The sequence below is a fragment of the Ruegeria sp. CDSA079 genome (assembly GCF_059612245.1).
In genome coordinates this window covers 45,776-69,684 of sequence record NZ_JBXWQF010000019.1, presented here as the reverse complement: position 1 = coordinate 69,684, position 23,909 = coordinate 45,776, and the positions used below count along the sequence as shown (strand labels likewise).

Here is a 23,909-nt window from a genome sequence, read left to right as displayed (position 1 = left end):
TACCAAGCCCCGCCAATCAATCGTTGGCGGGGATTTCTTCCAAGGTACGCTGCGCAAAATCTGTGAAGGCGCGGATGATCTTCACTTCGCGCCTCTGCGACAGCGATATGATGCTCTCGCCCATCTGCAGGTTGATGCCTTTAAGCTTGATTTGCCGGAGACGGTCATCATGGCCATATTCCGCCTGCGAGACAAAACCGATACCTGCGCCGGAGGCCACAAGTTCCCTTATCGCCTCGCGCCCTTCCGCTACAATCGCTGGTTTCAGCGTGATCCCGTGTTTTTTGGCCTCATCTTCCAGTTTCTGGCGCGTTTTCGACCCTGTTTCGCGGAATATAAGCGGTAGATTTGACAACTCTTCTAGCGACAGCGTCGGTTTCGATGCCAAAAGAACACCCTGTGCGGCAAAGGCCACGATCTCAGTAGAACCAAGACTCAAGACATCCATATCTTTGCCCGGAGAAAGGCTGCCTACTACGCCAATTTCCGCGTTATACGCCCTGAGCTCTTCCAGAATCTCCTCGCTATTCCCCGAGCGCACGGTGATCGTGACATTTGGGTTTTTTTTCTGAAAGGGACCCAGAAAGGCCGTCATGTGGTGCGCGGAGTCGGCGATGATGCGTAACTCTCCATCGACCACAGCCTTGGTCTCAGAGAGGTAGTCCTCGATCTGACTTTCGATCTCAAAATATTGCTTGGTATATCGGTAAAGCTGCTCGCCGTCGGGGGTCAAGGTCACACGTTTGCGCTCGCGCTGGAACAACAACAAATCGTGATCCTGTTCCAGCTTTCGCACCTGCTCCGAAATTGCAGGCTGCGTCAGAAAAAGAGCCTCTGCAGCACGCGAAAATCCCCCATGCTTGGCTACATAGTGAAAGGCTTTGAGCTGGCTGTGTCGCATGGCGCTCCTCCGAAGTCAGCTCATAGGCTGTGCTTATAATTAGATTGATATTTGCAATTTCACATATAGCAACGTTTGCTGCAATTGTGTTCTTGAAAATACTTTTCTGGAGCCTGGTTATGACGCCTTCCAATCCCAAAATCGAACAACCGCGCCTCGGTGAACCTTACCTTCTGACGCCCGGTCCTTTGACGACATCCTATGCCGTAAAAGAGGCCATGTTAAAGGATTGGGGCAGTTGGGATGACGATTTTCGCGCCATGACGCAAGAGGTGCGATCCAGCCTGCTGGCGTTGCTTGGCGAGGGAGCTGATGATTTCGACTGCGTCCCGATGCAGGGCAGTGGTTCGTTTTCGGTCGAAGCGATGCTTGCATCATTCATTCCGCGCGATGGCAAGGCGCTGGTATTAGCAAATGGTGCCTATGGGCAACGCTCCGCAAAGACCCTGGAATACCTGGGCCGCGCACATGTAGTTCTGGACAAGGGCGATTACCTGCCGCCGCGCGGCGACGAAGTTGCCGGCATTCTTGCCGATGACCCCGACATCACGCATGTGGTTGCGATTCACTGTGAAACCAGTTCAGGCATCTTGAACCCCGTCGAAGAGATTTCCGAGGTCACCTATGCCGCCGGGCGCAAGCTCCTGGTCGACTCGATGTCTGCCTTCGGAGCGATCGAGTTGAAACCAAGCGAGATCCGGTACGAGGCCATGGTATCCTCGGCAAACAAATGTATCGAGGGCGTGCCCGGTTTCGGTTTTATCGTCGCCCGAAAATCCGAGCTTGAGGCCGCGGAGGGCAACAGCCATTCGCTGAGCCTGGACGTGCACGCGCAATGGGCGCATATGAACAAGACCGGTCAGTGGCGGTTCACCCCTCCGACCCATGTGGTGGCGGCGTTCATCGAGGCACTCAGGGCGCATACCGCCGAAGGAGGCGTTCTTGGCCGCGGCGAGCGGTATACTCGCAACCGTGATGTCATGGTCGCGGGAATGCGCGAGCTGGGCTTTGAGACATTGCTGGACAATCGCTGGCTCAGCCCAATCATCGTCACCTTTTTCTGCCCTGCGGACGAGAACTTTGTGTTCGACCAGTTCTATACCCTGATGAAGTCTAAGGGTTTCATCATCTACCCGGGCAAGCTGACGGTGGTCGACAGTTTTCGTGTCGGATGTATCGGCCAGATGGACGAGCACGTCATGCGCAAAGTTGTGACCGCAGCAAAGGAATCAATGGAGGAGATGGGTGTTTCAAGCGCCGCACCCCCCCTCCGGGCATTGGAAGAACGCGCCAAACTGGCAGCTTAACTATCAAGGAACATGACAAGATGACCATCCAAACTCCTGTTGAAGCAAACGAGCGCGTCTATCCGACGCCAAAAGTGCCCGCAATCGCCATCTGCCTTGATGGGTGCGAGCCGGAATACCTGGAAGTCGCAATAGCCAAGGGTCTGATGCCCAACCTTAAGCGGATGCGCGAGACCGGTACCGACCGGTTGGCCCATTCTGTGATCCCGTCCTTCACCAACCCCAACAACCTGTCGATCGCCACCGGCCGGCCGCCTATCGTGCACGGTATCTGCGGCAACTATTTGATCGACCCTGACAGCGGTGAAGAGGTCATGATGAACGACGTGCGCTTCTTGCGCGCGCCGACCATTTTCTCGCAGTTCTACGATGCTGGCTTCCGTGTTGCCATGGTCACCGCCAAGGATAAATTGCGTGCGCTGCTTGGTGCGGGGCTGAAATTTGACGAAGGTCGAGCCGTGGCCTTTTCTTCGGAACGCTCAGGCGAGACGACTATGGCCGAGCACGGCATCGACAATGCCAGCAAATGGCTGGGCATGGACGTCCCCGAGGTCTATTCGGCCGAACTGTCCGAGTTTGTATTCGCCGCCGGCGTCAAGCTGCTGAAAGAGTTCAAACCCGACGTGATGTATCTGTCGACCACCGACTATATTCAGCACAAGTTCGCCCCCGAACAGCAGGGTGCACTTGATTTCTATGCCATGTTTGACCGCTATCTGGGCGAGCTTGACGAGCTGGGTGCCGCCATCGTTGTGACCGCCGATCATGGCATGAAGCCGAAGCATCTGGCTGATGGGTCCCCCGCCGTTGTCTACGCACAGGATCTGATGGACGAATGGCTTGGTAAGGACGCAGCGCGGGTCATCTTGCCGATTACCGACCCATACGTGGTGCATCACGGCGCGTTGGGCTCGTTCGCCACTGCCTACCTGCCCGAAGGTTCGGATCAGGACGATATCATCGCCAAACTCAGAGCGACCGAGGGGATTACCCATGTTCTGACCAAGGCCGAAGCCATCGAGCAATTCGAACTGCCTGGCGACCGGATTGGCGACATCGTGATGGTCTCCGGCGAAAACATCTGCATCGGCACATCCGAGCATCGTCATGATCTGGCGGCCCTGAAAGAGCCACTGCGCAGCCATGGCGGTTTGACCGAGCAAGAGGTGCCCTTCATCGTAAACCGCGTCATCGATTTGCCGAACCAGCCGGTGTTGCGCAACTTCGATGCCTTTTTCTATGCAACCACAGCAGCGGCACAGTAAATCATGAAAGATCAAACCATGTCGAATACCGAAATACGAAACGAAGGGATGCGGATCGGAGGTGAAATTGTCTTTACCGACGAAACCGTTCCGGTGCTCTACCCCTATACCAACGAGGTAGTGGGTCATGTCCCGGCCGGAACTGCTGAACATGCACGCAAGGCCTTCGAGATTGCGGCGAACTACAAGCCGAAACTCACCCGGTATGAACGCAGCCAGATCCTTCAGCGCGCGGGTGAGCTGATCGGGGAAAAGCGTGATTACCTTGCCAAATGGCTGACGCTGGAACTGGGCATTTGCCACCAGCATGCAATCTACGAAACTAAACGCGCGCAGGATGTTTACCAGTTCGCCGCCGCCGAGGCGCTGAAGGATGATGGTGAGATTTTTTCTTGCGATCTGACCCATAACGGCAAGGCACGCAAAATTTTCACGACGCGAGAGCCGGTGAAGGCGATTAGTGCGATTACCCCGTTCAACCACCCACTGAACATGGTCAGCCACAAAATTGCTCCATCTATTGCTACTAACAACTGCATGGTCTGCAAACCGACAGAACTCACTCCGCTGACGGCGCTGACCTTAGCCGACATTCTTTATGAAGCGGGATTGCCGCCCGAGATGTTCCAGGTTGTCACCGGCTGGCCTGGCGACATCGGCGATGAAATGATCACCAACGAGCATATTGACATCATCACCTTCACCGGCGGTGTGCCGGTCGGCAAGATGATTGCCGAAAAGGGAGTTTACAAACGCCAGGCGCTGGAACTCGGCGGCAACGACCCCCTAATTATTCTCAATGACCTCAGCGACGCTGATCTGGACAAGGCGGCAACAATTGCGGTTGCGGGCGCGACCGGCAACTCCGGCCAACGCTGTACGGCGGTCAAGCGGATACTGGTTCAGGAAAGTGTAGCGGACAAGTTCGTGCCGCTGGTTTTGGAGAAAGCCAAGAAGATCAAGTTTGGCGATCCGCAGGATCCTGAAACCGAACTTGGCTGCGTTATCCACGACAAGGCGGCGGAAGTCTTTGAAAACCGCGTCTATCAGGCTGAGAAGGAGGGCGCGGAAATCCTCTATCACCCTGGTCGTCAGGGCGCGCTGCTGCCACCCATCGTGATCGACAAAGTACCGCATAGCAGCGAACTGGTAATGGAAGAAACCTTTGGCCCGATCGTCCCCATCGTGCGTGTTCCCGACAATGATGAAGAGGTGATGGCCATTTCGAACTCGACGGAATTTGGCCTGTCCTCGGGTGTGTGTACAAACGATCTGAATCGTGCAATTTCCTATATCAACGGGTTGGATGTGGGCACCTGCAACATTTGGGAACAACCGGGTTACCGGATCGAAATGTCGCCCTTTGGCGGCATCAAAGACAGCGGTAACGGCGTCAAAGAAGGCGTCATCGAAGCGATGAAGTTCTTTACCAACGTCAAAACTTATTCACTGCCCTGGCCCGGCTGACATTCCTGCCCTTCCCGTTAGCGGGCGGGGCTTCAAAATTCCTCCCCCTACTGGCGGACCTTTCGGGGTCCGCATCTTTTACGAAGCGACAGCGAGGACCGGATATGCCACAGATTGTCCATACCGAAGGGGAATCGAATACTTCGGAAGCCCGCAGTACTTGGCTGAAGAAGTCTATCGGACCCAAATCGTCGCCACTGCTAAAACGCGACGCGGATGTGTTCCTGCATCAATCCTTGTCCAGCCCCTGCGTTAGCACGATTGCCAAAGCAGAAGGGATCTGGATCGAAGACATGGATGGCCGCCGCTACATGGATTTCCATGGCAACTCGGTGCATCACATCGGCTATGGCCATCCTCGGTTAGTGCAGGCGATCAAGGATCAACTGGACGACCTGCCCTTTGCTCCGCGCCGCTTCACCAATGACCCGGCTGTGGAACTGGCCGAAAAGCTGGTCGCCATCACCCCCGGCGATCTGGGCAAGGTGCTGTTCACCACCGGCGGTTCGGACGCAAACGAAGTGGCCTTGAAAATCGCCCGCGCAGCAACGGGTCGCTTCAAAACGCTCAGTTTCTGGGACGCCTTCCATGGTGCAGGTTTTGGCGCAGCGAGCGTTGGTGGCGAGGCCACATTCCGCAGCCATATCGCTGGGCCGTTATTGCCAGGAACCGAGCATGTGGCCCCCTTCCACCCCACCCGTTGCCCATATGGGCATGCAACGCTTGAGGCCAGCGCAGAAGCCTGTGCCAACATGATCAATTATGTACTAGAACGCGAAGGCGACATCTGTGCCGTGGTGGCCGAAGCGATGCGCGCCGTCCCAATTGTGCCGCCGCCGGGTTTCTGGAAACGGGTGCGCGAAATCTGCGACCGCCATGGTGCATTGCTGATCCTGGACGAGATTCCGACGGGGCTGGGCAAGACCGGGCAGATGTTCTCGTTCCAGCATGACGAGATCGTCCCCGATATTGTCACCATTGGCAAATCACTGGGCGGAGGTATCCTTCCTATCGCCGCCTGCATCGCCCGCAAAAATTTGGATGTTTGCGGCGATTTTGCTATCGGGCATTACACACACGAAAAGAACCCTGTCACCGCTCGCGCCGCATTAACCACGCTGCAGATTATCGAAGATGAGGGATTGGTCGAGCGTGCGTCGGAATTGGGCGAACACGCGATGGGCCGCCTGATGGATGCGCTCCAGAATGTTCCCATCATCGGCGACATCCGAGGCCGTGGCCTCATGTTCGGGATCGAGATTGTCGAGGACCGCGTTACCAAGACCCCTGGAAATGCACGCGCGGAACGGATCTATTATGCCTGTCTCGAAGCGGGGCTGAGCTACAAGATCAGCCAGGGATGCGTGTTGACCCTGTCGCCGCCGCTGACAATTTCCCAAGTGGAGTTGGACCAGGCCATCGACATCGTGGTTGCTGCAATCGAGGGCGAGATTTGATCAGCCGAGCCGCATCCGCCACGCAATGTCGGACAATGGGGCAATGCTCCGCCCTCACGGACCGGAGCATTGCCGAAAGGAGTGCTGTAAATTCGACTGGAACACGCGCCGGCGGTGTCGTGGTCGAAGAAGGTTGATTTTTTGGGCAATCGCACGAAAACCGCGGTGACCTGAGCCAAGTTTGAAATTGGAGTGAAGTATGGCAATTGTCACCTTCCTGATCAGTCTGGCCGGGGCAACCATGCTGCTGCTGTACGCAGTCCGCATGGTGCGTACCGGGATAGAACGCAGCTATGGCGCGTCGTTCCAGCGAGTGATGACGCAGCAGCGTAATTATATGCATGCTTCGCTGGTGGGCGTGATGATGGCGATTGTGTTGCAAAGCTCAGCCGCGGTGGCACTGTTGACTTCGGGCTTTGCGGCCAGCGGGATGCTCAATTTTCCGGCCGGGCTGGCGATTGTGCTGGGTGGCGATCTGGGCTCGGCGTTGATCATTCAAATCCTGTCCTTCCGGATGGACTGGCTTGTGCCGCTGCTACTGGCAATTGGCGGCTATCTGTTCGTAAAAACCGAAGCCAAGAAAGCCCGCCAGCTTGGGCGCATCCTGATAGGCGTGGCCTTTATCCTGATCTCGCTCAGGTTCCTGCGCGAGGCAATGGACCCCATCCGCGACAGCGCATTTTTGCCCGCCGTAGCCGACTACCTGGCCCGCGACTATATTACCGCCTTCCTTGTCGGCGGTGCGCTGGCCTTTGTCATGCATTCGTCGGTCGCGGCCATCCTTATGTGCGTGACGCTTGTACAGATTGGTGCAATCCCGTTTGCCGCCGGTATGTCATTGGTCTTTGGGGCGAATTTCGGCTCGGCCTTCATTCCGGTCTGGCTGACGCGTGGGATGCCCGTTACTGCCCGGCGCATACCATATGCCAATCTGGCGCTGCGGGGCAGTTGGGCTTTGGCGACCTTGTTTGCAGCAAACCTCGCTTTGCGAACCGGACTATTGGGGGACCCGCAAGGGGGCCAGATGCTGGTCAATGTGCATCTTGCGTTCAACCTGTCACTGCTGGTTCTGGCCCTTCCATTTTGCGGGCGGCTGCAGGGAATGTTCGAAGGTCTACTGCCGGATCAGAAGAAAGAACAGAACTCGCAGCCTGCGCGACCAGTCAGCGCACTGGACTTGGAAAACGTTTCCAACCCCAGCCAGGCCCTGCCGAGCCTCAAGCGTGAGCTGCTGAGGATGAGCGACCTTATTGAGACCATGTTCCGTCCTTCCCTGGAACTGTACCGCAGCGGCAACAAGGATCAGATTCGCGCGGTTCAGGCCATTGACGAGGATGTAAACCGCTGCCTGTCGGGCATACGCGCTTTTGTTGCCGCTATACCCCCAGAACGATATGAAAAACAGGATGCAAAGACCGCACGTGACCTTATGGAGTTTGCGATCCGGCTTGAAACGGCGGGCGATGTTGTCGCAAAGCGCCTGGCCGTTTTGGCAGGTGAAATGCGCGCCAAGGGGTCCACATTTTCGCAGGAAGGCTGGTCGGAACTTGTTCAAATGCACGAGGGTATTCTGGCCAACATGAAGTTGGCATCAAATGTGCTGATTTCTGACGATCTGGAAAGCGCACGGCTTCTCAGCCTTGAAAAAACCGAGATTAAACGCGTGGAGCGGGACAGCCGCAAACGGCACCTCCGCCGCTTGCAGCACGGGACAACAGAAAGCTTCGAGACCAGCGATATTCATCTCGAAACATTGCGGGCATTCCGGGAATTTAACAGTCACATCGCCTCCATTGCCTACCCCGTCTTGTACAGGAATGGTCAGTTGCTAGAGACACGGTTGGTCAACGAAATCGCTGACTAACGAGTTGTCAAAAGGAGCACTTTTTAAGCACCAGAGCAACGAAACGGTGTTACCATCGGGAAGGCGGTCTGAAACAGGAGCCAGTCTCAATGAAAAAAATCGAAACAGAAGACGCAAAAGAGGACCCAAACGCTAGTAAATTCGTTCGTACGCACCAGTTTGTTCTAGGATTGTTTGGCTTTCAAAAAAACCTTGGTCAAAAGCGGTTCCAGTCAAAAAAATTCTTTGCAGAGAAGCCATCCAATCGAACCGTTGAATGCAGTTCTTCTGACGCTTCTTCAAAACACTCAAAGCAACGCAAGCCAACACTCGGTAATGAAGATAGAACCGGAAGTGGAGCGACTGAAAGAGCCGCACCATTTTATTTACCTTAGCTTAGCTACGTTATTGGCTTAGCCTGGTTGAAAGTGGTTCGCCTGAGGCAATTTCCGTCGCCAGAAGTTTTGGGCCAGTTGGCGGCCTGATCTAAGAGAAAATCCGGCTCGTTTGGTTGGATGAATTTGTCGCAAACTCGGGGCCTTCTTTTGACGAGCTTGAGTGATCTGACGTTTGTTCCCATGGAATTGATTTCGACAAGGCTTAAGTATGATCTCTTTGAAAGGCTGCCACTTTCCCAAAGATGTGGTTTTGTAGGTTCTGTCGCCCAGCCATCTGTTGAAAAAGTTTGCCTCGTACCCGCGTCAGCATGAGTTGGCCCTTGCCCTTCGCGAAGTTGGCAAGATCGAACGGACATTATTCATCGTCGAATGGTTGCTCGATGCGGATATGCAGCGCCGAGCCCAGATTGGCCTGAACAAAGGCGAGGCTCATCACGCCTTGAAAAACGCCCTCCGCATAGGTCGCCAAGGCGAAATCCGTGACCGAACCTCTGAAGGACAGCACTATCGCATGGCCGGGTTAAACCTGCTGACCGCGATCATCATCTACTGGAATACCAAGCACCTTGGCCATGCCGTCACAACGCGAAAGCGTGCTGGTCTCGACTGTTCACCAGACCTTCTGGCGCATATCTCGCCACTCGGATGGGCGCATATCCTGCTCACAGGCGAATACAGGTGGAAAAATCAATGACGCCCAGCCTTAGGGTGTCATTCTGCCCCCAGCCGGAGCAGACCCCATATTCGCCGCATGAGCAAAGTCCCGCAATACTCAAACTCGCAGCCAATGAACTAAAGCCGCTGCCGTTCAATTTTCTTTCTGTGGCAACGCGTTGTTCAAGTTGGCAACGTCGATCAGGTAGGTTCTTCCTATGATTGCAGCAAGGACCAGCTGTAAAACAGGGTCGCCAAGAGCGTGTACAGCGCCAGAATGGCAACATTGACTGGGTTTCCGGACAGTTTGGGCGTCTTGATTTGTGAGACGTTCAACACCGCGAGACACAGGGCGCTCATCGCTAGAATAATCGCAAATGTCGGGCGCTCAAAGTAGCCTGCAAACATAACAATAAAGACAAGACTGATGCTGTTGTTATCAATTGCGAGCCCCGTGTATTTTGCATCGCCCGACAACCCGAAAGTGCTGAAATAACTCAAACGGATCGCACCAAAGACCAAAGTGGCAAACACGACGGGCAGGAACCAAGGACTGAACTCACCGTAACTTAGGATCAATACGGCAGGTGTTACGCCGTAGCTGACAATGTCGATCAACAAATCAAGCGTGCCACCAAACGCGCGATCATCGCCCGTGCGACCTTTCATCCGACGGGCAATCAACCCATCCGCCCAATCAAACCCAACAGCCCAAATCATGCCAATCATCGCCGCAGGATAAAGCTCTATTATCGCAAAATAAATCGCCAGCAAAGAACATCCCAGTCCCGCGAGCGAGCAGATGTTTGGCAGATCTTTGATGTACGACAAGATCGGTGGCTTGGGCGTGGCAGCGTTTTCGATTGTCATGCGACATCCTTTGAGTTAGTTGGAGTGACTCCTCGTCAACGTTTGACAGGCAATCTCTGCTATCCATTCTGAGTGCATTTGAAACGCGCGGTTTCAAGTCATTAACCGACTCCAGACGTCTGAACGCCTGGAGGTATCTCAGCTTAATTATTTGAAAAAAATGAACAAATACGCACACGCGCATTCAGATGCCTCGTGCTACCACCGATGACGGGTGGGCAAAAGGATAAAGCGAAAATGATCGTCTATACCGTTGGCACCTTCGACCTGCTTCATGTTGGCCATCTGGCCTTGTTAAATCACTGCAAATCATTGGGCGACATCCTAGCCGTTGGCGTCGCCTCTGATGAGGTCGTGAACCGGTATAAGCCGAACGTTCCGGTTATCCCATTGCAACAACGGGTTGAGATGCTTGAGGCACTCAGTTGTGTGGATATTGTACGTCCCTATCATGCGCTCGAATACGTTTCAGGCTGCAAAGCGGTAGGTGCGGATATCTTTGTGATCGGCGAGGATTGGGGCAGTAAACGCCACAACCTCGATGTTGATGCCTACCTGAAAGAAATGGGCAAAGAGATCGCTCAGGTGCGTTACAATCCGCGAACATCATCCACCAAAATCAAACAGATGGTCATGGCACAAATTCATGCGAGGGCAGCCGAATGAAAACCAGTCTATTCTTAAAAAGACGCCTTAGATGACGGCACTCTATTCCCTGCCAGATGCGTTCAGCGGAGGCGAATGTGACCGCATCATTGCGGCCATCACGGCGGCCCCGTCCAAAGAGGCGCGACTGGTAGGCCAAACGCGCAACCCTTACCTCCGCAAGGCACATTTGGTCTGGCTTGATGACGTCGATAGGCTTGGATGGGTCATGGATCGCCTGATCGAAATTGTCCGCAAATCCAATGTCGATCAGTTTGGCTTCGACCTGCGCGAGTTTGCCGAAAGCCCGCAGGTCGCAAGCTATGACGCCTCTGACGGCGGCCATTTCGCGTGGCACTCTGACATCGGCGAAGGCCCTATGGCGCGCAAACGCAAGCTCACACTGGTGCTACAACTCAGCCTGCCAAATTCTTACGAAGGGGGCGACCTCGAGGTGATGCCAAGCGCCCAAATCCTGTCGGCTAACCGCGCTCAAGGCTGTGTCAGCATCTTCCCCAGCTATACCTTGCATCAGGTGGTACCTGTGCAATGCGGCATGCGCCACTCGCTAACACTATGGGCGCATGGGCCGGCTTTCAGATAACCGATCAAAAATCATCGAATTCTGGAACATTGCCGATCCGAACCAAAAACGTTGGCGGGCTCCACAAGCTCACTCGTTACATTTGCCGGGTTAGTTGGTGATTTGAAGCCAAATGGTGCTGAAGGAAGAAGGGGTCGACTCCGGTCTTGGATATGGAATCCATCAGGAAGTTGGCAAAAAATGCTATCATTCAATGCGCAGATCAACCCAATAGGGGCGGTGATCGGAGCCAGTTGCGCTGCAATCCACCCATGCCCTCTCTACTAAATGGACGAATTCGGGAGTGATCAGACAATAGTCCAGCCGCAAAGGCTGTGCAGGTGCGCGATCGGGCGGGTCGGGCCACCACGTAAATCCGTGGCCATCGGATCTGTTCTTTGCAACGATCCAGCTGTCCGCAAGGCTGTCCCAGTGTAGGTTATAGCCGGTCGCTATGTCAGGTTCGCCGGTTAAAGCAGTGTATTCAGGACTGTCAGGAACTAAATTGAAATCGCCCAACATAATTGTACTGTGGGGCGCTTTCGGCTCATGTTCACCCTGAGACCAATCCATGGCGTGGAAATTTGCCAACTCGATAGGGTCATGCTTCGGCGGCGATCCGGTCCAAGATCCGCCACGAGCCTGCGCACCCTGATGCAGGGAAATCAGGTACTGCACCTGCAGCAACTTTTCTCGCCGGGACGCAGACGATAAATGCAGAGAATAGACCCGCAGCGGACCGCCCGGGGCGTCCAGGATACATTCCAGCGCACCAGTCTCCATCCCAAGGCTGCAAGCGGTGGCAATCTTGGGTAACAGGTGGCGGCGCACCTCCAAGATGCGGTATTTAGACAGCAACATCACGCCGAACTGGCGACGGCGGTTTTCAACCCTGCCGTCTGTGCAAACGCTGCTGGCGTCCATGTCGAACGCCGGGAAATAACTCCAATGGTAGTCGGGCAGGAAGCCCGCCAATTGTGCTGGCTGGTCTTCCATGCCACTGCGGCGCCAGTTGCGCTCGACCTCTTGCAAGGCGATGATGTCGGCGCCGCGCACTTCATCGGCGATACGAGCGCAGTCATAAACCCCGTCCATACCCAGAGTGTAGCGGATATTGTAGGTGACCAATTTCATGGAACTTCTCAATACAGCGAAGGGTTGTTTTGGGGCCGCCCGCCGCTGTCTACGAGAGCTTTGACTACAGCAGCCAAGTCTTGACCAGAGCGCCGTCGAACATGGTGCCACCACCCGGATCGCCTTCCCAACCGCCGATCTGTTCGCTGACCCCATCGATAAAATCATTAAACATCGGGATTATGGCGCCGCCTTCGTCGCGCACCATCAGACCCATCTCGTGGTAGAGTGATGTACGTTTGATCGGATCAAGCTCTGCCTTGGCCTGCAACAGCAGTGCGTCGAAGTCTTCGCGCTTGAAGCGAGTATCGTTCCAGTCGGCATCCGATTTATAGGCAGTGGAGTACATCTGATCCTGCACCGGACGGCCTGCCCAATAGGACGCGCAGAATGGCTCCTTGTTCCAGACTTCGGACCAGTAGCCATCGCTAGGCACGCGCTGGATCTCAAGCGGGATACCTGCCTTGGCCGCACTTTGCTGATACAGCGCTGCGGCATCCACCGCGCTGGGGAATGCGGCGTCCGACACTTTCAGCACAATCGGTCCATCGTGACCGGATTTTTGGTAGTAATGGCGGGCTTGATCCGGATCAAAGCTGCGCTGCTCGATATCGCCGGAAAACAGCGGATAAGCAGCGTTGATCGGCATGTCATTGCCGACGCTGCCAAATCCGCGCAGCACCTTGTCGACCATCTCCTGCCGATCGACCGCCAGTTTCAGCGCCATTCGCAGGTCGTTATTGGCAAACGGCGGCGTGTCGGTGTGCATGACAAAGACATAATGGCCGCGACCCGATATGGTCTCGATCCGCAGGCCAGGCGCGCGACCCAGCAACTTGGCGATCTTGGGCGAAACCCGGTTGATGAAATGGACCTGACCGCTCTGCAGCGCTGCCGCGCGGGCGGTGTCATCGTTCAGCACCAGGATCTCGATCTCATCGGCGTGACCGCGGTCCTCGTCCCAATAATTGGCGAATTTTTTGAATGCGTAGCGGGTGCCGGCTTCGTTGACCTCGACAGTGTAGGGGCCGCTGCCAATGCCTGCAGCCGGGTGCGCCATACCACCATCCGGCTGAACCACCAGGTGGTAGTCTGCCATCAGGTATGGAAGGTCTGCATTCGGCGTATCCAGGGAAACGCTAAAATAATCGCCATCCACCTTCATCGACTCGATGCCACGCATGATACCCAGCGCACCGGATTGTGCCTCTTCGTTTGAGTGGCGCTGCATGGTCTTAAGTACGTCGTCCGGCGTCAACGTTTTGCCGTTGTGAAATTCCACACCCTTGCGAATCTTGAAGGTCCAGGTCTTTGCGTCATCGGACGCCTCGACCGATTCCGCCAGACGGGGAACAATCTCACCCTGCGGGCTGACTTCCACTAACAAATCGCCAAAAGCTGTGAGCACGTTGGCAGTCACGGAACTAGCCGACAGCGCCGGATCCAGGCTATCGGTGCTGGCGCCGCCCTGCAGGCCCGCACGGATCAAACCACCCTTTTTCGGACCCTCGGCGCGCACAGCAGAGGCCAGAAGGCTGTTGGCACTGGCAGCGGCCACACCCAGCGCGCCAAGGCGGCCGATGAATTCTCGGCGGCTTATGAAGCCTTTGGCCGCCTTTTTCACATAGTGATTGATGATGTCAGACATGTTTTCCCCTGCTGGCTGCTCCGGCCCCAGCAGGGCCATACAGCCTTCTTGTTGTTCATGTGCCCAAGACAGGGCATTCACAGATTTGTTGGCAGAAAGTGGCTTTATTTGCTACGTCCATTTAGATTAAATGTTGCAAACCAATTTGGAGTTCGCACGTGCCAGGGCAAACCAAGCATTTTGCTCCGCTGCCATTTTTGAAACTGGATCGCGAGGCTGGCACACCACTCTATCTGCAACTGGTTCAGCACCTGCGCCGGATGATCCAGAACGGGGAAATTAAACCCGGGCAGAAACTGCCCTCAACCCGCTGGCTAAAAGAACACCACGGAATAGCCCGCAGCACCCTTGTCGCCGCATTTGAGCAATTGGCTAGTGAGGGTTACCTGCAAAGCCGAACCGGTTCCGGAACTTTCGTCAACCCGGAGTTTCCAGGCCTTAACGCCAGCGTCATGAACGTGCCGGAAACCGCCCTTCCACCAACGTTATCGAAACGCGGCCAAGCGGTAACAGAGGGGCTGGATTCATCTTACTTCGATCCGGTCCTGGTGCGCCCCTTCCTGGCCAACATTCCTGCCATAGATCTGTTCCCGCACAAGATCTGGGGCCGGATCGAAAACCGAATCCGCAACCGGCTCGACAGTACGATGATGGCCTATGGCCAGCCCGGCGGCTTTGTGCCCCTGCGTGAGGCAATCTGTGATTACGTACTGAACCGGCGCGGCCTGAAATGCAGCCCGAGTCAGGTCATTGTCACTACCGGCTCCCAGCAGTCGCTGAATCTGATTGCTGCTCTGCTGCTAAACCCTGGCGACAAAGTGTTGATGGAGGATCCATCCAGCCCGGTGGTACGGATGAGCTTTCTGGCTCAATGCGGAGCGATCGTGCCTGTCCCGGTGACGGAAACCGGTGCCGCCGTTCCGCCTGACGGCCCGGATTCTGATGGGGCACGTTTGGCCTATCTGACACCCTCCTGCCAGTATCCTCTGGGCGCCGTGATGCCGATTGCCCAGCGGCTAGAATGGATGGACTGGACCCGCCGCAATGATGCCTGGCTCATCGAGGATGATCTGGACAATGAGTTTATGTTCGGCGGGCGCCCGGACCCGGCGATCTACTGCGACGACCACCATGCGCGTACCATCTACGTCTCCAGCTTCAACAACGCGCTTTTCCCCTCGCTGCGGCTTGGCTTCATCATTGCACCCCGGGCGCTGGCCAGGCCGCTGATGGCGCTCAGCGCCGTCACTGACCGCGGCCCCAACACTTGGCTGCAGGCGGTGTTGGCAGAATTTATTGAGCAGGGATATCTGAACACCCATATCCGACGCATGCACAGTGCCTATACACGTCGCCGCAAAGCGATGATTGACAGCTTTGCTCGCATTTCCAACCCGCTTGTGACCTTGCACAAGAATACCAGCGGGCTGAGAGTGATTGCAGACCTGCCTGCCAACCTGCCGGATACGGAAATGCTGGATGCGTTGGATGGACACGGCGTGGCGGCCTATGCGCTCTCATATTATTGTATGCAGCGGCGGGACTTGAATGGGCTGTTATTGGGTTTTGGCTGCACCCATGAGGAAGACATTCCGACTGCTGTTGCGGGTCTTTGTTCATGCCTCTCTGACTTCAACAGTAATAAAATTTGAGGAAGCAGACTTTCATCTGAACAAAGTGTTACCTTTTTTGGGACTTGAGCATTGTCAGGTTGCTTTCATTTGACTGAGGTTGCCACGCCGAATTGGGTGCTGTCAGACGAATTCGAACTGGTCTCTCCTAGGCCAACATCACTGTCCTTTATACAGTGCAAAGACCGCGCCACTCAGCGAGAGCCGCGGTCCGGATCAGCTTGAAATGGCGCCTTTGTGAAAGGCTGCGATCTTGATTGAAGTGGTTGAAGACGGAAGCGTGAACGGAGACGAATTTCTGCAAAATTCGCATGCGGCGAAAGCGGTGCATCGCCCGCTCCCTTCGTCGGAAAGGTAGGTGAGAATTCTCAGCTCGATTGTTTTTCCATCGGCCGGTTTCCTGACGGTCAGCATTGCCGATGACCTTCATCGCAGCACCATAGGGCCGGAGCTTGTCAGATACAATTGCTTCAGGTTTTCCGTAGCGTTTCACGGCTTTACGATCACGACGTTTCGTGACGTGACTTTCCAGCACCTCACCTTCGTGATCAACCGCCCGCCAAAGGTAATGCCTCTCACCGTTGATCTTCACGAAAACCTCGCCCAAGTGCCACCGCCAATTGGAATACGCGCGGAGACAATGGACGCGGTTTCGGCGGATCTCAGCGGCAAACAACGGACCAAATCTGTTCTACCAAAACCGGATGGTTTCGTGGCTCACGTCGATGCCTCGCTCATGGAGTAGGTCTTCCACGTTTCGTAACGAAAGTGGAAACCGAACGTACATCATCACCGCTAGGCGGATGATCTCCGGGCTCGTTTTGAAATAGCAAAATGGGGAGCGTTTTGTCATGGACAGACGCTACGAAACCGCCCTACCCGCCTCAAGTATGTTTAATCTGACAATGCCGTTGTGAACCCACGCCGCATGTCGGTCACACCGGCAGCCAGCCAGACGCGCGTGTTCGCCGGGACAGGGATCATGCAGAAAGGCCTCGGATGAGCCGAGCCAATGCTTCGGGATCGTAGCTACCGACAATCCTCAGCTGAGGACCGCCCGCGATGTCGATCTCAATCGCGCTGTGGCCGGAAGCGGCATTGGCCACAAGCGTGGGGGCCGGTTCTTCGCTCAAAGGCCGGTCAACGACCTCAACTGGAAGGAAGCACGGCTCAGGGGCAGTCTGTTCTTCGACAGCCTTCAGATCAGGTACGAATTTTGGATCACGCAACCACTTGTGGATCAGATTGGTGTTCATGGCGTACCGCCGCGCGACCTGCGCTACCGATAGCCTCGGCGCGCAGGTTTGCGCACAGATCGACCCCTTCTCATCGTCTGACCAGAACCGCTTCTTCTGACCCTTCTTGCCCCCATATCTGCCCTCAAGATGTCCACTTTCAATGGTGGACACTATCGACACACTCTATGGACCGTCAGTGCAGCAAGGACGGACGCTTACTACTATCTCCACATCGAGCCAGAAAATTGCTCCACAGGAGCTGCACTTTTCAAACCCTCCAAGGACGCGCTCGTCCGAATACGGACGCGTTTGATCGATGATCCGAGCGGCCTGACAGCCATCTTGGACGACCCTGCGTTTAAGAAGGCTTTCCCAGACGGAATTGTCACGCGAAAGGCGTTGGGTACTGTGCCGGAAGGCTTTGCAAGTAACGATCCCGCCGCGCCCTATCTGAAAATGGCTGGCCTGGGATGCCGCAAAGATTTGCCAGACGCTCTGCTGCTTAACGACGAAGTAATCGATCTGCTGATAGAGATCTTCCGCGCCGCCCACCCGCTGGTGCACTACTTCGACTGACTCTGCGCAGAAAGGATTGTGCGAGTGGGGTGTTTTCGAGGGATGGCACTTCATCCGTGAACACATTCTACGTTCTCCGCAATGCAGGAGCCATCCACACAGGCCCGTCGCTACAACTTCAATCGCAGCGATGCAGCGTTCTCTAAAGAAAGCCGACGTTGGTCACGAGCAACGTGCGGCTCCACTGTGTGGAAGTGAATGAGTGCTTAAATAAGGATATTCTTCCGACAGAAACACATTTGACGCGAAGAAGGTGGATTTTGACCTGACAAACACTGTTTTGTTTTCCGACACCCCTTCCCGTAGATGTGGTGATGCACTCAGCAGGAAGTGAGCCGACCAATGCATAACATCATTGCACGAAGAAACTTCGCCGTCGCGGTAGCCGAAGAGGCGGGCGCGCTTGCACTAGAGTATTTTGCTGCCAGAGACACCTTGGCCATTGATCAAAAGGGCGCGCAGGACTGGGTCAGCGAGGCGGATCGCAACGTCGAAACCTTCATTCGTCAAAAGATCATGAACTCTTTTCCCGATGATGGGATTTATGGCGAAGAACACGCCGAAAAAGCTGGCTCCAGCGGTTTTGACTGGGTGATTGATCCGATTGATGGGACAACGAACTTCGTCAATGGCATTCCGGCCTGGACGATTGTCTTAGCGGGCGTTTCGGACAGTCAGACGCAGGTCGGTGTGATTTTCGAGCCAAACGTTGGTGAAACTTACGTGGCGGTTCGAGGCGAAGGTGCCACTTTGAATGGACACGCCATGCAGGTTGCCTCAAGAGTGGAACTTGCAAGTGGAACCGTCTCAATCGGCTATTCGAACCGGGTCGAAGCATCAAAGGTCATTCCGGTGATTGCGGCCCTTATCGAACGTGGCGCTCTCTATCATCGCAATGCAAGCGGTGCGCTTTCGCTGGCCTATGTCGCGGCGGGACGTCTTTTGGGGTACATTGAAGAGCACATGAACGCCTGGGATTGCCTAGCCGGTCAGTTGATGATTGCCGAAGCAGGTGGCGAGATCGAGGATCAAGACGCCGACGGGATGATCCGGGACGGTGGTCGCGTGATCGCGGGTACACCGGCCGTGTTTGAGACCTTGAAAATGATCTGCGACGACGCTTGGAACGAATGACGTCTTTCAGGCAATCGGGCGCCACCCGAACTCAGGTTGAAGGGACTTAATATCCGCGCGCCAGAAGTGGCCCTGCCCAGGTTGATCAAACCGCCGGTCAATTTCCTTCCCTGCCAGATGGCACCAAAGCAGTGTTCCGACCGCGCCGTGGGTTACAATGGCCAGGTCTCTTCCGTCGTGGTTTTTGACGATTGACAGGACTGTTCGAACGATACGCAATTGAGCAGCATGGGCTGTTTCCCAGCCGCGGAAGCTGGAATTGGGTGCCCCGAAAAAGGTGTCAGCGGCGGACTCGAATATCGAGGGAGGAAGGAATCCGGTAGTGCTTCGGTCGTTTTCTCCCAGTCCAGGTTCGGATTTCGCGACCAGCCCCAATGGCTTTGCAAGGATAGCCGCTGTCTCGGACGCTTTTCGCTCGGTGCTGGACCATATGTCTGTCACGCACGACATGGTCTTACTTTGTGCAAATGTGTCAGCTCGGGCGCGGCCAATTTCACTCAAATCCCATTCGGTGACCGGTGTCTCCGGTTCGACGACGACCTCCGGGTGAGAGACGACTAAAAGCTTACCCACATCACCCTTCCGGCAACAGAACGGGGCCGCGTCCGGCAAAAGACATTTTGACTTCCGAGCCGATTTCCAGCGGTTCGTCCACGTCGTCCTGCACAGCAAATACCTGCCCGAAGGCACCGGCCAGAGTGTACTCCATCCTCACACCAACATAGGTCGCCTTGGCAACTTTGGCCGGGATGCCGGTATCAGATCCAATCAAAATCCGTGACGGGCGCACGGCCAGCGTTGCTGGTCCTGGTGTTAGACCGCGAGAGGGGAGGGTGTGTTGATAGCTCTCGATCTCGACCTTGGCTAAGCCGCCTTCGACGGAAAGGATAGTGCAATTGATCAGGTTAGCCTCACCAATGAAATCGGCCACGAACCGGTCAACCGGCGCATCATAGAGTTTACGCGGTGTTCCGATCTGAGCGATAGCAGCGTTACGCATGACGACAATCTCGTCTGAAACGGCAAGGGCTTCTTCCTGATCGTGAGTCACATAGACGACGGTCAAACCGAGATCTTGCTGAATGGCACGGATATCTTCGCGCACTTGGCGACGCAGTTTCGCATCGAGGTTTGAGAGAGGTTCGTCAAAGAGCAAAACCTGTGGCTCCAAAACCAATGCACGAGCGACGGCAACGCGCTGTTGCTGCCCGCCGGAAAGTTCGCTTGGCAAACGATTGTCGAAGCCCTTCAGGCCAACCAAGTCTAACCCATGCAGCGCGCGCGATCGGGACTCGCGCTTGTCGAAGCCGGAAAAGGTCAACCCATACATGACGTTTTCTAGCACGCTCATATGAGGAAAAAGCGCGTAGGATTGGAATACCATCGACACGTCACGGTCGGTAGCGGGTAATTTGGTCACGTCTCGGTCGCCGATCAGAATTCGGCCCGAGGTCGCCATTTCCAGACCTGCGATCATGCGTAACGTCGTCGTTTTACCGCAGCCTGAGGGTCCCAAAAGCGTCACCAGTTTGCCCGCTTGGACGTGCAGATCGATGCCATCAACGGCTACCACATCCTTGCCGAACACTTTCGAAACACCGTCGAAACGAACAGGCGCGGCCTTACTTGCAATAGTCGTTTCGGTCATGTCGTTTTCTCTGCTCCGAGTTGTGTACGTCGCCCGATCTGAACACGGCCAACGAGGATTTGTAACATCCCGACTGCCGCCAACATCACGAAGATCAGCGTTGTGGAGTACGCGATTGCAAGACCGTAATCGTTGTTCTCGACCCGACCTATAATATAGCTGGTAGCCATGTCATACTCGGCGGAAACGAGGAATATCACCGCCGAAATCGCCGTCATTGCCCGGACAAAGCTGTAGACCAGCGCAGCCAGGATGGCCGGCCGCAAAAGCGGTAGGATCACGCGCCTGAATGTCTGCCACGAGTTCGCACCAAGCGTTAGCGAGGACTCGTCGAGGGATTTGTCCAATTGCGACATCGACGCGATACCCGCGCGGACCCCAACCGGCATATTGCGGAAGATAAAGCTGACGACAAGGATAACGCCCGTGCCAGTGATCTCAATCGGGGGCACGTTGAATGCCAGAATATAGCTGACTCCAATAACCGTGCCGGGAATTGCGAAAGAGAGCATCGTTCCGAATTCAAACGCATTCTTGCCGGCGAAACTTTGCCTTGTCAGCAGATAGGCCGTGACCAACCCCACGGCGGCCGTCAGCGGCGCGGCAATGCCGGCGATGGTGATTGTGGTCCAGAAACTGTCCCAGGCGGCTCCGGTCCAGCGAATACCCTCTTCCTCGAAGCGGACCGAGAAGGCTGTGACGTAGTGTTTGAACGTCAGCGAGTTATCGACGCCCCACAATTCGACAATACTTCCGTAGATGATCATCCCATAAACCACGGCAGTGAATACCGCCCAGGCAATTGCAATGCCCAGAACCGGTATAGCAAGGCCCCTTGGCATCAAGGGATGTACACCCGCGTCGCCCTTGCCGGAAACGGTGGTATAGCTCTTTTTCCCCAACCACGCGCGCTGCGCATAGAAGGCAGAAAGTGTGAAGAACAAAAGCACCATGGCCAGAACAGCAGCCCGGCCCTGATCGTACTGCGCACCGACGATGGCAAAAAATATCTCAGTCGAAAGCACATCGAAGTTTCCGCCCAAGACAAGTGGGTTGCCAAAATCGGCCATGGATTCGATGAACCCCAGCAAAAAAGCATTAGCCAGGCCCGGGCGCATCAGAGGCAGGGACACGGTTTTGAAGGTTTGCCAACGATTGGCTCGAAGGGTTTGGGCGGCCTCCTCCATCGAAGGTGACACCCCTTCGACCACCCCGATCAAGACCAGAAAGGCGATTGGCGTAAATGCCAGCGTCTGAGCGATCAGCACTCCGGGCATACCGTATAGCCAGCGCGTCGGCTGCACGCCAAAGATCTCGGCAACAAATCTGGTGACCGACCCGGAAAGCCCAAACAGTAGGATCAGTGCCAGACCAATCACGAAAGGCGGTGTAATAATCGGCAAGACCGTCAGCGCGCGCATCCCGCGTTTAAAGCGGAATCCCGACCGTGTGACGACAAGCGCGAAACAAAGGCCAAGCACGGTCGTGATGAAACCCACAAGAATTGCAAGAAACAGAGAGTTCCACGCGGCACCGCATTTGGCACCGGCAAAACAACCCAAGCCCCAAAGTCGGTCATCAAAGAACTTCGAGGCAAAAACCGAAACTGAATAGGCACCATCTTCAGTAACGAAGGCGGCAAACAACATCTTCGCAATTGGAAAGAAGACGAAAACTGTAACAATGGTGATTACGCCACCAATTGCGCTGACGACGAAAACGTCGCCATTGATGGCGCCGCGCGCCGCAATACCCTGAGTTAAAAGGAACAGGAACGCTGTGGCGCAGATCATCGCGCCGTATCCCATGCCGAACTGGCGGATCTTTGGTTCTCCGAACAGTGCCTTCATCCATTCGAAATTGAACCCGCGAATGCCAATTGAGAACCCTTGCGCAATCAACCAGCCAAAACCCAAGGCACCAGCCAAAATCAGGATGCGCGCGTATTGCGGATCGGACTTCGGTTTGCCGAATACCAACAAAGGCAACGCAAGCGGGACCAAAAGCGGCGTAAGCCAAAGCTTTTCGCCTTGTCCGATCAGAAAAGCGGCGGGCGCATAATCTTCATCGAACGGATATCCATCGACCTGCCATACGAATGACCAAATGCCATCCTCTACCATGAACCATGGCAGCAGACAGAAACCGATCCACCCGGCAACAATCCAGAAGATCAGAACCGGGTGGTTCGTTTTTGACGTGGTTTCAGTCACTTACTGAGGCAGCACAGAGACCTCTTCGTCCCATTTCTGCAAAAGACGCTTGCGTTCATCTGACGAGCCGTACTTTTTAAAGTCATAGTCGATCAGCTTGATCTGGCTCATGTCAGGCGCGCTTTCAGAGGTTTCCGCATTTTTGTTGGAGGGAACCTGAAAGGCGTTAACCTCAAGCGCAAGGTTCTGGGCCTCGGGGCTGAGCGCCCAGTCATAGAACTTTTTGGCTTCTTCTTCATTTCGAGCGCCATCAATGATCGACATCGAGCCGATCTCATAGCCTGTGCCTTCGCATGGGGCCACGACCTTGACCGGAAAACCTGATACGGCCTGCTTGACCGCATCATGCATGAATACGATACCGATGGTGTTCTCACCCCGACCGGCGGCCTTGATTGGGGCTGAACCCGACTTGGTATATTGGTTGATGTTCGAATGTAGGCCCTTCATGAACTCAAAGCCGTCGTCTTCGCCAAATATCTGAACCATCGAGGCAAGCGTCGTATAAGCGGTGCCCGAGGAATTCGGGTTCGCCATTTGCACGTGCCCTTTATACTCGGGCTTCAGCAAGTCTTTCCAACATGCAGGCTCAGGCAAACTGTTCTCGGCCAAGAGGTCGGAGTTGTAGCCGTAGCCGAGTGCGCCTGAATAAATTCCGATGGTTTTGTTACCTGCACTTTCAGCCTGCGAGATCGCCCAGTCGTGAAGCTGGTCACGCATCGGCGACACGTATTCCATCGTCAGGCCTTCTTCGGCCGCTTGCAAATGGGGATCACCGGTACCGCCCCACCATACATCGCCTTTAGGGTTAGAACTTTCCGCGCGAATTTGTGCAAACGTCTCGCCCGACGACTTGCGGGTCATATTGACGTCTATGCCGGTGGCATCCTCGAAACTGCGCGCCATGAGTTGACACCAATCTTCCTGTGCCGAGCAGTAAAACGTCAGCTTCTCAGCTTGGGCCGCACTTACCGAAGCCGCAAATGCTATCAGCGATCCCGCCAGCGTTGTCGTCAGATTTTTCAATTTCTTTCCTCCCCTATGTGTCGTGCCGAAATTCACAGCGCGATACTCGTCAATTCGTCGTTGGAGGCGGTCGCTCAAAGTCGCTAGTGGATCTAATTGCGTTGGCCAAATCAATATCCGACCAGCCTCCCAATGACAGAAACAATCTCAACACCGTACTGTTAGTTCTGCAAGGAAATTCCACGAATACCATTATTCTTGCACCGTCAACTTTTGAATCACCAAGCCAGTTTAGAGCACCAAGTGAGAGGATCGGGAGCGTATTTTGATG

The 23,909-nt window shown here is 55.2% G+C and carries 20 protein-coding genes and 3 pseudogenes; 12 read left to right on the top strand and 11 right to left on the bottom strand.

The features are described 5' to 3' along the window. Positions 1-16: 16 nt before the first annotated feature. Positions 17-901 (bottom strand): LysR substrate-binding domain-containing protein, encoded by an 885-nt coding sequence (locus AC2FJZ_RS17570; RefSeq protein WP_496779272.1) that lies wholly within the window; start codon positions 899-901, stop codon positions 17-19. Between the two features lie 119 nt (positions 902-1,020). Between AC2FJZ_RS17570 and AC2FJZ_RS17565 the strand changes: the two genes are divergently transcribed. The 7 genes and pseudogenes from AC2FJZ_RS17565 to AC2FJZ_RS17535 all read left to right on the top strand — a co-directional run. Continuing rightward, the gene (locus tag AC2FJZ_RS17565) at positions 1,021-2,208 is read left to right on the top strand and encodes a 2-aminoethylphosphonate--pyruvate transaminase (RefSeq protein ID WP_496779270.1); all 1,188 of its coding nucleotides are present in this window, start codon (positions 1,021-1,023) and stop codon (positions 2,206-2,208) included. 20 nt (positions 2,209-2,228) lie between these two features. Further along, positions 2,229-3,473, top strand: coding sequence for a phosphonoacetate hydrolase (phnA, locus tag AC2FJZ_RS17560; RefSeq protein WP_496779269.1), 1,245 nt, complete (start codon positions 2,229-2,231; stop codon positions 3,471-3,473). Between the two features lie 3 nt (positions 3,474-3,476). Next, positions 3,477-4,940 (top strand): phosphonoacetaldehyde dehydrogenase, encoded by a 1,464-nt coding sequence (gene phnY / locus AC2FJZ_RS17555; protein WP_496779268.1) that lies wholly within the window; start codon positions 3,477-3,479, stop codon positions 4,938-4,940. A gap of 104 nt (positions 4,941-5,044) precedes the next feature. Continuing rightward, entirely contained in the window at positions 5,045-6,397 is a 1,353-nt protein-coding gene (gene pbfA, locus AC2FJZ_RS17550; RefSeq protein ID WP_496779266.1) for a (R)-1-hydroxy-2-aminoethylphosphonate ammonia-lyase, read from the top strand. 199 nt (positions 6,398-6,596) lie between these two features. Then, complete coding sequence (locus AC2FJZ_RS17545; protein WP_496779264.1) at positions 6,597-8,261, top strand: Na/Pi cotransporter family protein; 1,665 nt, start codon at positions 6,597-6,599, stop codon at positions 8,259-8,261. A gap of 89 nt (positions 8,262-8,350) precedes the next feature. Then, a complete protein-coding gene (locus AC2FJZ_RS17540; protein WP_496779262.1) occupies positions 8,351-8,635 on the top strand; it encodes a hypothetical protein in 285 nt (94 codons plus the stop codon). 262 nt (positions 8,636-8,897) lie between these two features. After that, a pseudogene (locus AC2FJZ_RS17535) lies at positions 8,898-9,332 on the top strand (Tn3 family transposase); the annotation flags it as partial. Positions 9,333-9,508: 176 nt separating this feature from the next. Here AC2FJZ_RS17535 and AC2FJZ_RS17530 read toward each other — a convergent pair. Then, entirely contained in the window at positions 9,509-10,162 is a 654-nt protein-coding gene (locus tag AC2FJZ_RS17530) for a CDP-alcohol phosphatidyltransferase family protein (RefSeq protein WP_496779260.1), read from the bottom strand. A gap of 237 nt (positions 10,163-10,399) precedes the next feature. On the opposite strand from AC2FJZ_RS17530, the gene AC2FJZ_RS17525 reads away from it, so the two are divergent. Continuing rightward, the gene (locus tag AC2FJZ_RS17525; protein WP_496779258.1) at positions 10,400-10,828 is read left to right on the top strand and encodes an FAD synthase family protein; all 429 of its coding nucleotides are present in this window, start codon (positions 10,400-10,402) and stop codon (positions 10,826-10,828) included. Between the two features lie 31 nt (positions 10,829-10,859). Next, on the top strand, positions 10,860-11,411 hold the full coding sequence (locus AC2FJZ_RS17520; RefSeq protein ID WP_496779256.1) for a 2OG-Fe(II) oxygenase: 552 nt from the start codon (positions 10,860-10,862) through the stop codon (positions 11,409-11,411). A 186-nt stretch (positions 11,412-11,597) separates the two neighbouring features. Here the strand turns inward: AC2FJZ_RS17520 and AC2FJZ_RS17515 are convergent, their stop codons facing one another. Together AC2FJZ_RS17515 and AC2FJZ_RS17510 are read right to left on the bottom strand one after the other, a co-directional pair. Further along, on the bottom strand, positions 11,598-12,524 hold the full coding sequence (locus AC2FJZ_RS17515) for an endonuclease/exonuclease/phosphatase family protein (RefSeq protein WP_496779254.1): 927 nt from the start codon (positions 12,522-12,524) through the stop codon (positions 11,598-11,600). 64 nt (positions 12,525-12,588) lie between these two features. Further along, a complete protein-coding gene (locus AC2FJZ_RS17510; RefSeq protein WP_496779252.1) occupies positions 12,589-14,172 on the bottom strand; it encodes an ABC transporter substrate-binding protein in 1,584 nt (527 codons plus the stop codon). Positions 14,173-14,330: 158 nt separating this feature from the next. Between AC2FJZ_RS17510 and pdxR the strand changes: the two genes are divergently transcribed. Then, positions 14,331-15,824: a MocR-like pyridoxine biosynthesis transcription factor PdxR gene (gene pdxR, locus AC2FJZ_RS17505; protein WP_496779250.1), complete on the top strand. Its 1,494-nt coding sequence runs from the start codon at positions 14,331-14,333 to the stop codon at positions 15,822-15,824. A gap of 148 nt (positions 15,825-15,972) precedes the next feature. Here pdxR and AC2FJZ_RS17500 read toward each other — a convergent pair. The 3 genes and pseudogenes from AC2FJZ_RS17500 to tnpA form a co-directional block, all read right to left on the bottom strand. Next, positions 15,973-16,656, bottom strand: a pseudogene (locus tag AC2FJZ_RS17500) (IS6 family transposase). Positions 16,657-16,718: 62 nt separating this feature from the next. Continuing rightward, a pseudogene (locus tag AC2FJZ_RS17495) lies at positions 16,719-16,787 on the bottom strand (IS66 family insertion sequence element accessory protein TnpB); the annotation flags it as partial. Continuing rightward, positions 16,784-17,212, bottom strand: a complete 429-nt coding sequence (tnpA, locus tag AC2FJZ_RS17490; RefSeq protein ID WP_496779248.1) for an IS66-like element accessory protein TnpA — start codon at positions 17,210-17,212, stop codon at positions 16,784-16,786. The gene tnpA and the pseudogene AC2FJZ_RS17495, both read right to left, overlap by 4 nt. Here tnpA and AC2FJZ_RS17485 point away from each other — a divergent pair. Continuing rightward, positions 17,189-17,617, top strand: a complete 429-nt coding sequence (locus tag AC2FJZ_RS17485; protein ID WP_496779246.1) for a DUF2461 family protein — start codon at positions 17,189-17,191, stop codon at positions 17,615-17,617. The genes tnpA and AC2FJZ_RS17485 overlap by 24 nt on opposite strands. Before the next feature lie 342 nt (positions 17,618-17,959). Next, positions 17,960-18,751, top strand: coding sequence for an inositol monophosphatase family protein (locus AC2FJZ_RS17480; RefSeq protein ID WP_496779243.1), 792 nt, complete (start codon positions 17,960-17,962; stop codon positions 18,749-18,751). A gap of 6 nt (positions 18,752-18,757) precedes the next feature. Here AC2FJZ_RS17480 and AC2FJZ_RS17475 read toward each other — a convergent pair whose 3' ends face one another. Genes AC2FJZ_RS17475 through AC2FJZ_RS17460 form a run of 4 tightly spaced genes read right to left on the bottom strand, consistent with a single transcriptional unit; the run spans position 18,758 to position 23,638 of the window. Beyond that, entirely contained in the window at positions 18,758-19,324 is a 567-nt protein-coding gene (locus AC2FJZ_RS17475) for a histidine phosphatase family protein (protein ID WP_496779241.1), read from the bottom strand. A 1-nt stretch (position 19,325) separates the two neighbouring features. Beyond that, the gene (locus tag AC2FJZ_RS17470) at positions 19,326-20,399 is read right to left on the bottom strand and encodes an ABC transporter ATP-binding protein (protein WP_496779239.1); all 1,074 of its coding nucleotides are present in this window, start codon (positions 20,397-20,399) and stop codon (positions 19,326-19,328) included. Further along, complete coding sequence (locus tag AC2FJZ_RS17465; RefSeq protein ID WP_496779237.1) at positions 20,396-22,612, bottom strand: ABC transporter permease; 2,217 nt, start codon at positions 22,610-22,612, stop codon at positions 20,396-20,398. The genes AC2FJZ_RS17470 and AC2FJZ_RS17465 overlap by 4 nt, the downstream gene beginning before the upstream one ends. After that, the gene (locus tag AC2FJZ_RS17460; RefSeq protein WP_496771511.1) at positions 22,613-23,638 is read right to left on the bottom strand and encodes an ABC transporter substrate-binding protein; all 1,026 of its coding nucleotides are present in this window, start codon (positions 23,636-23,638) and stop codon (positions 22,613-22,615) included. Positions 23,639-23,909 lie beyond the last annotated feature (271 nt).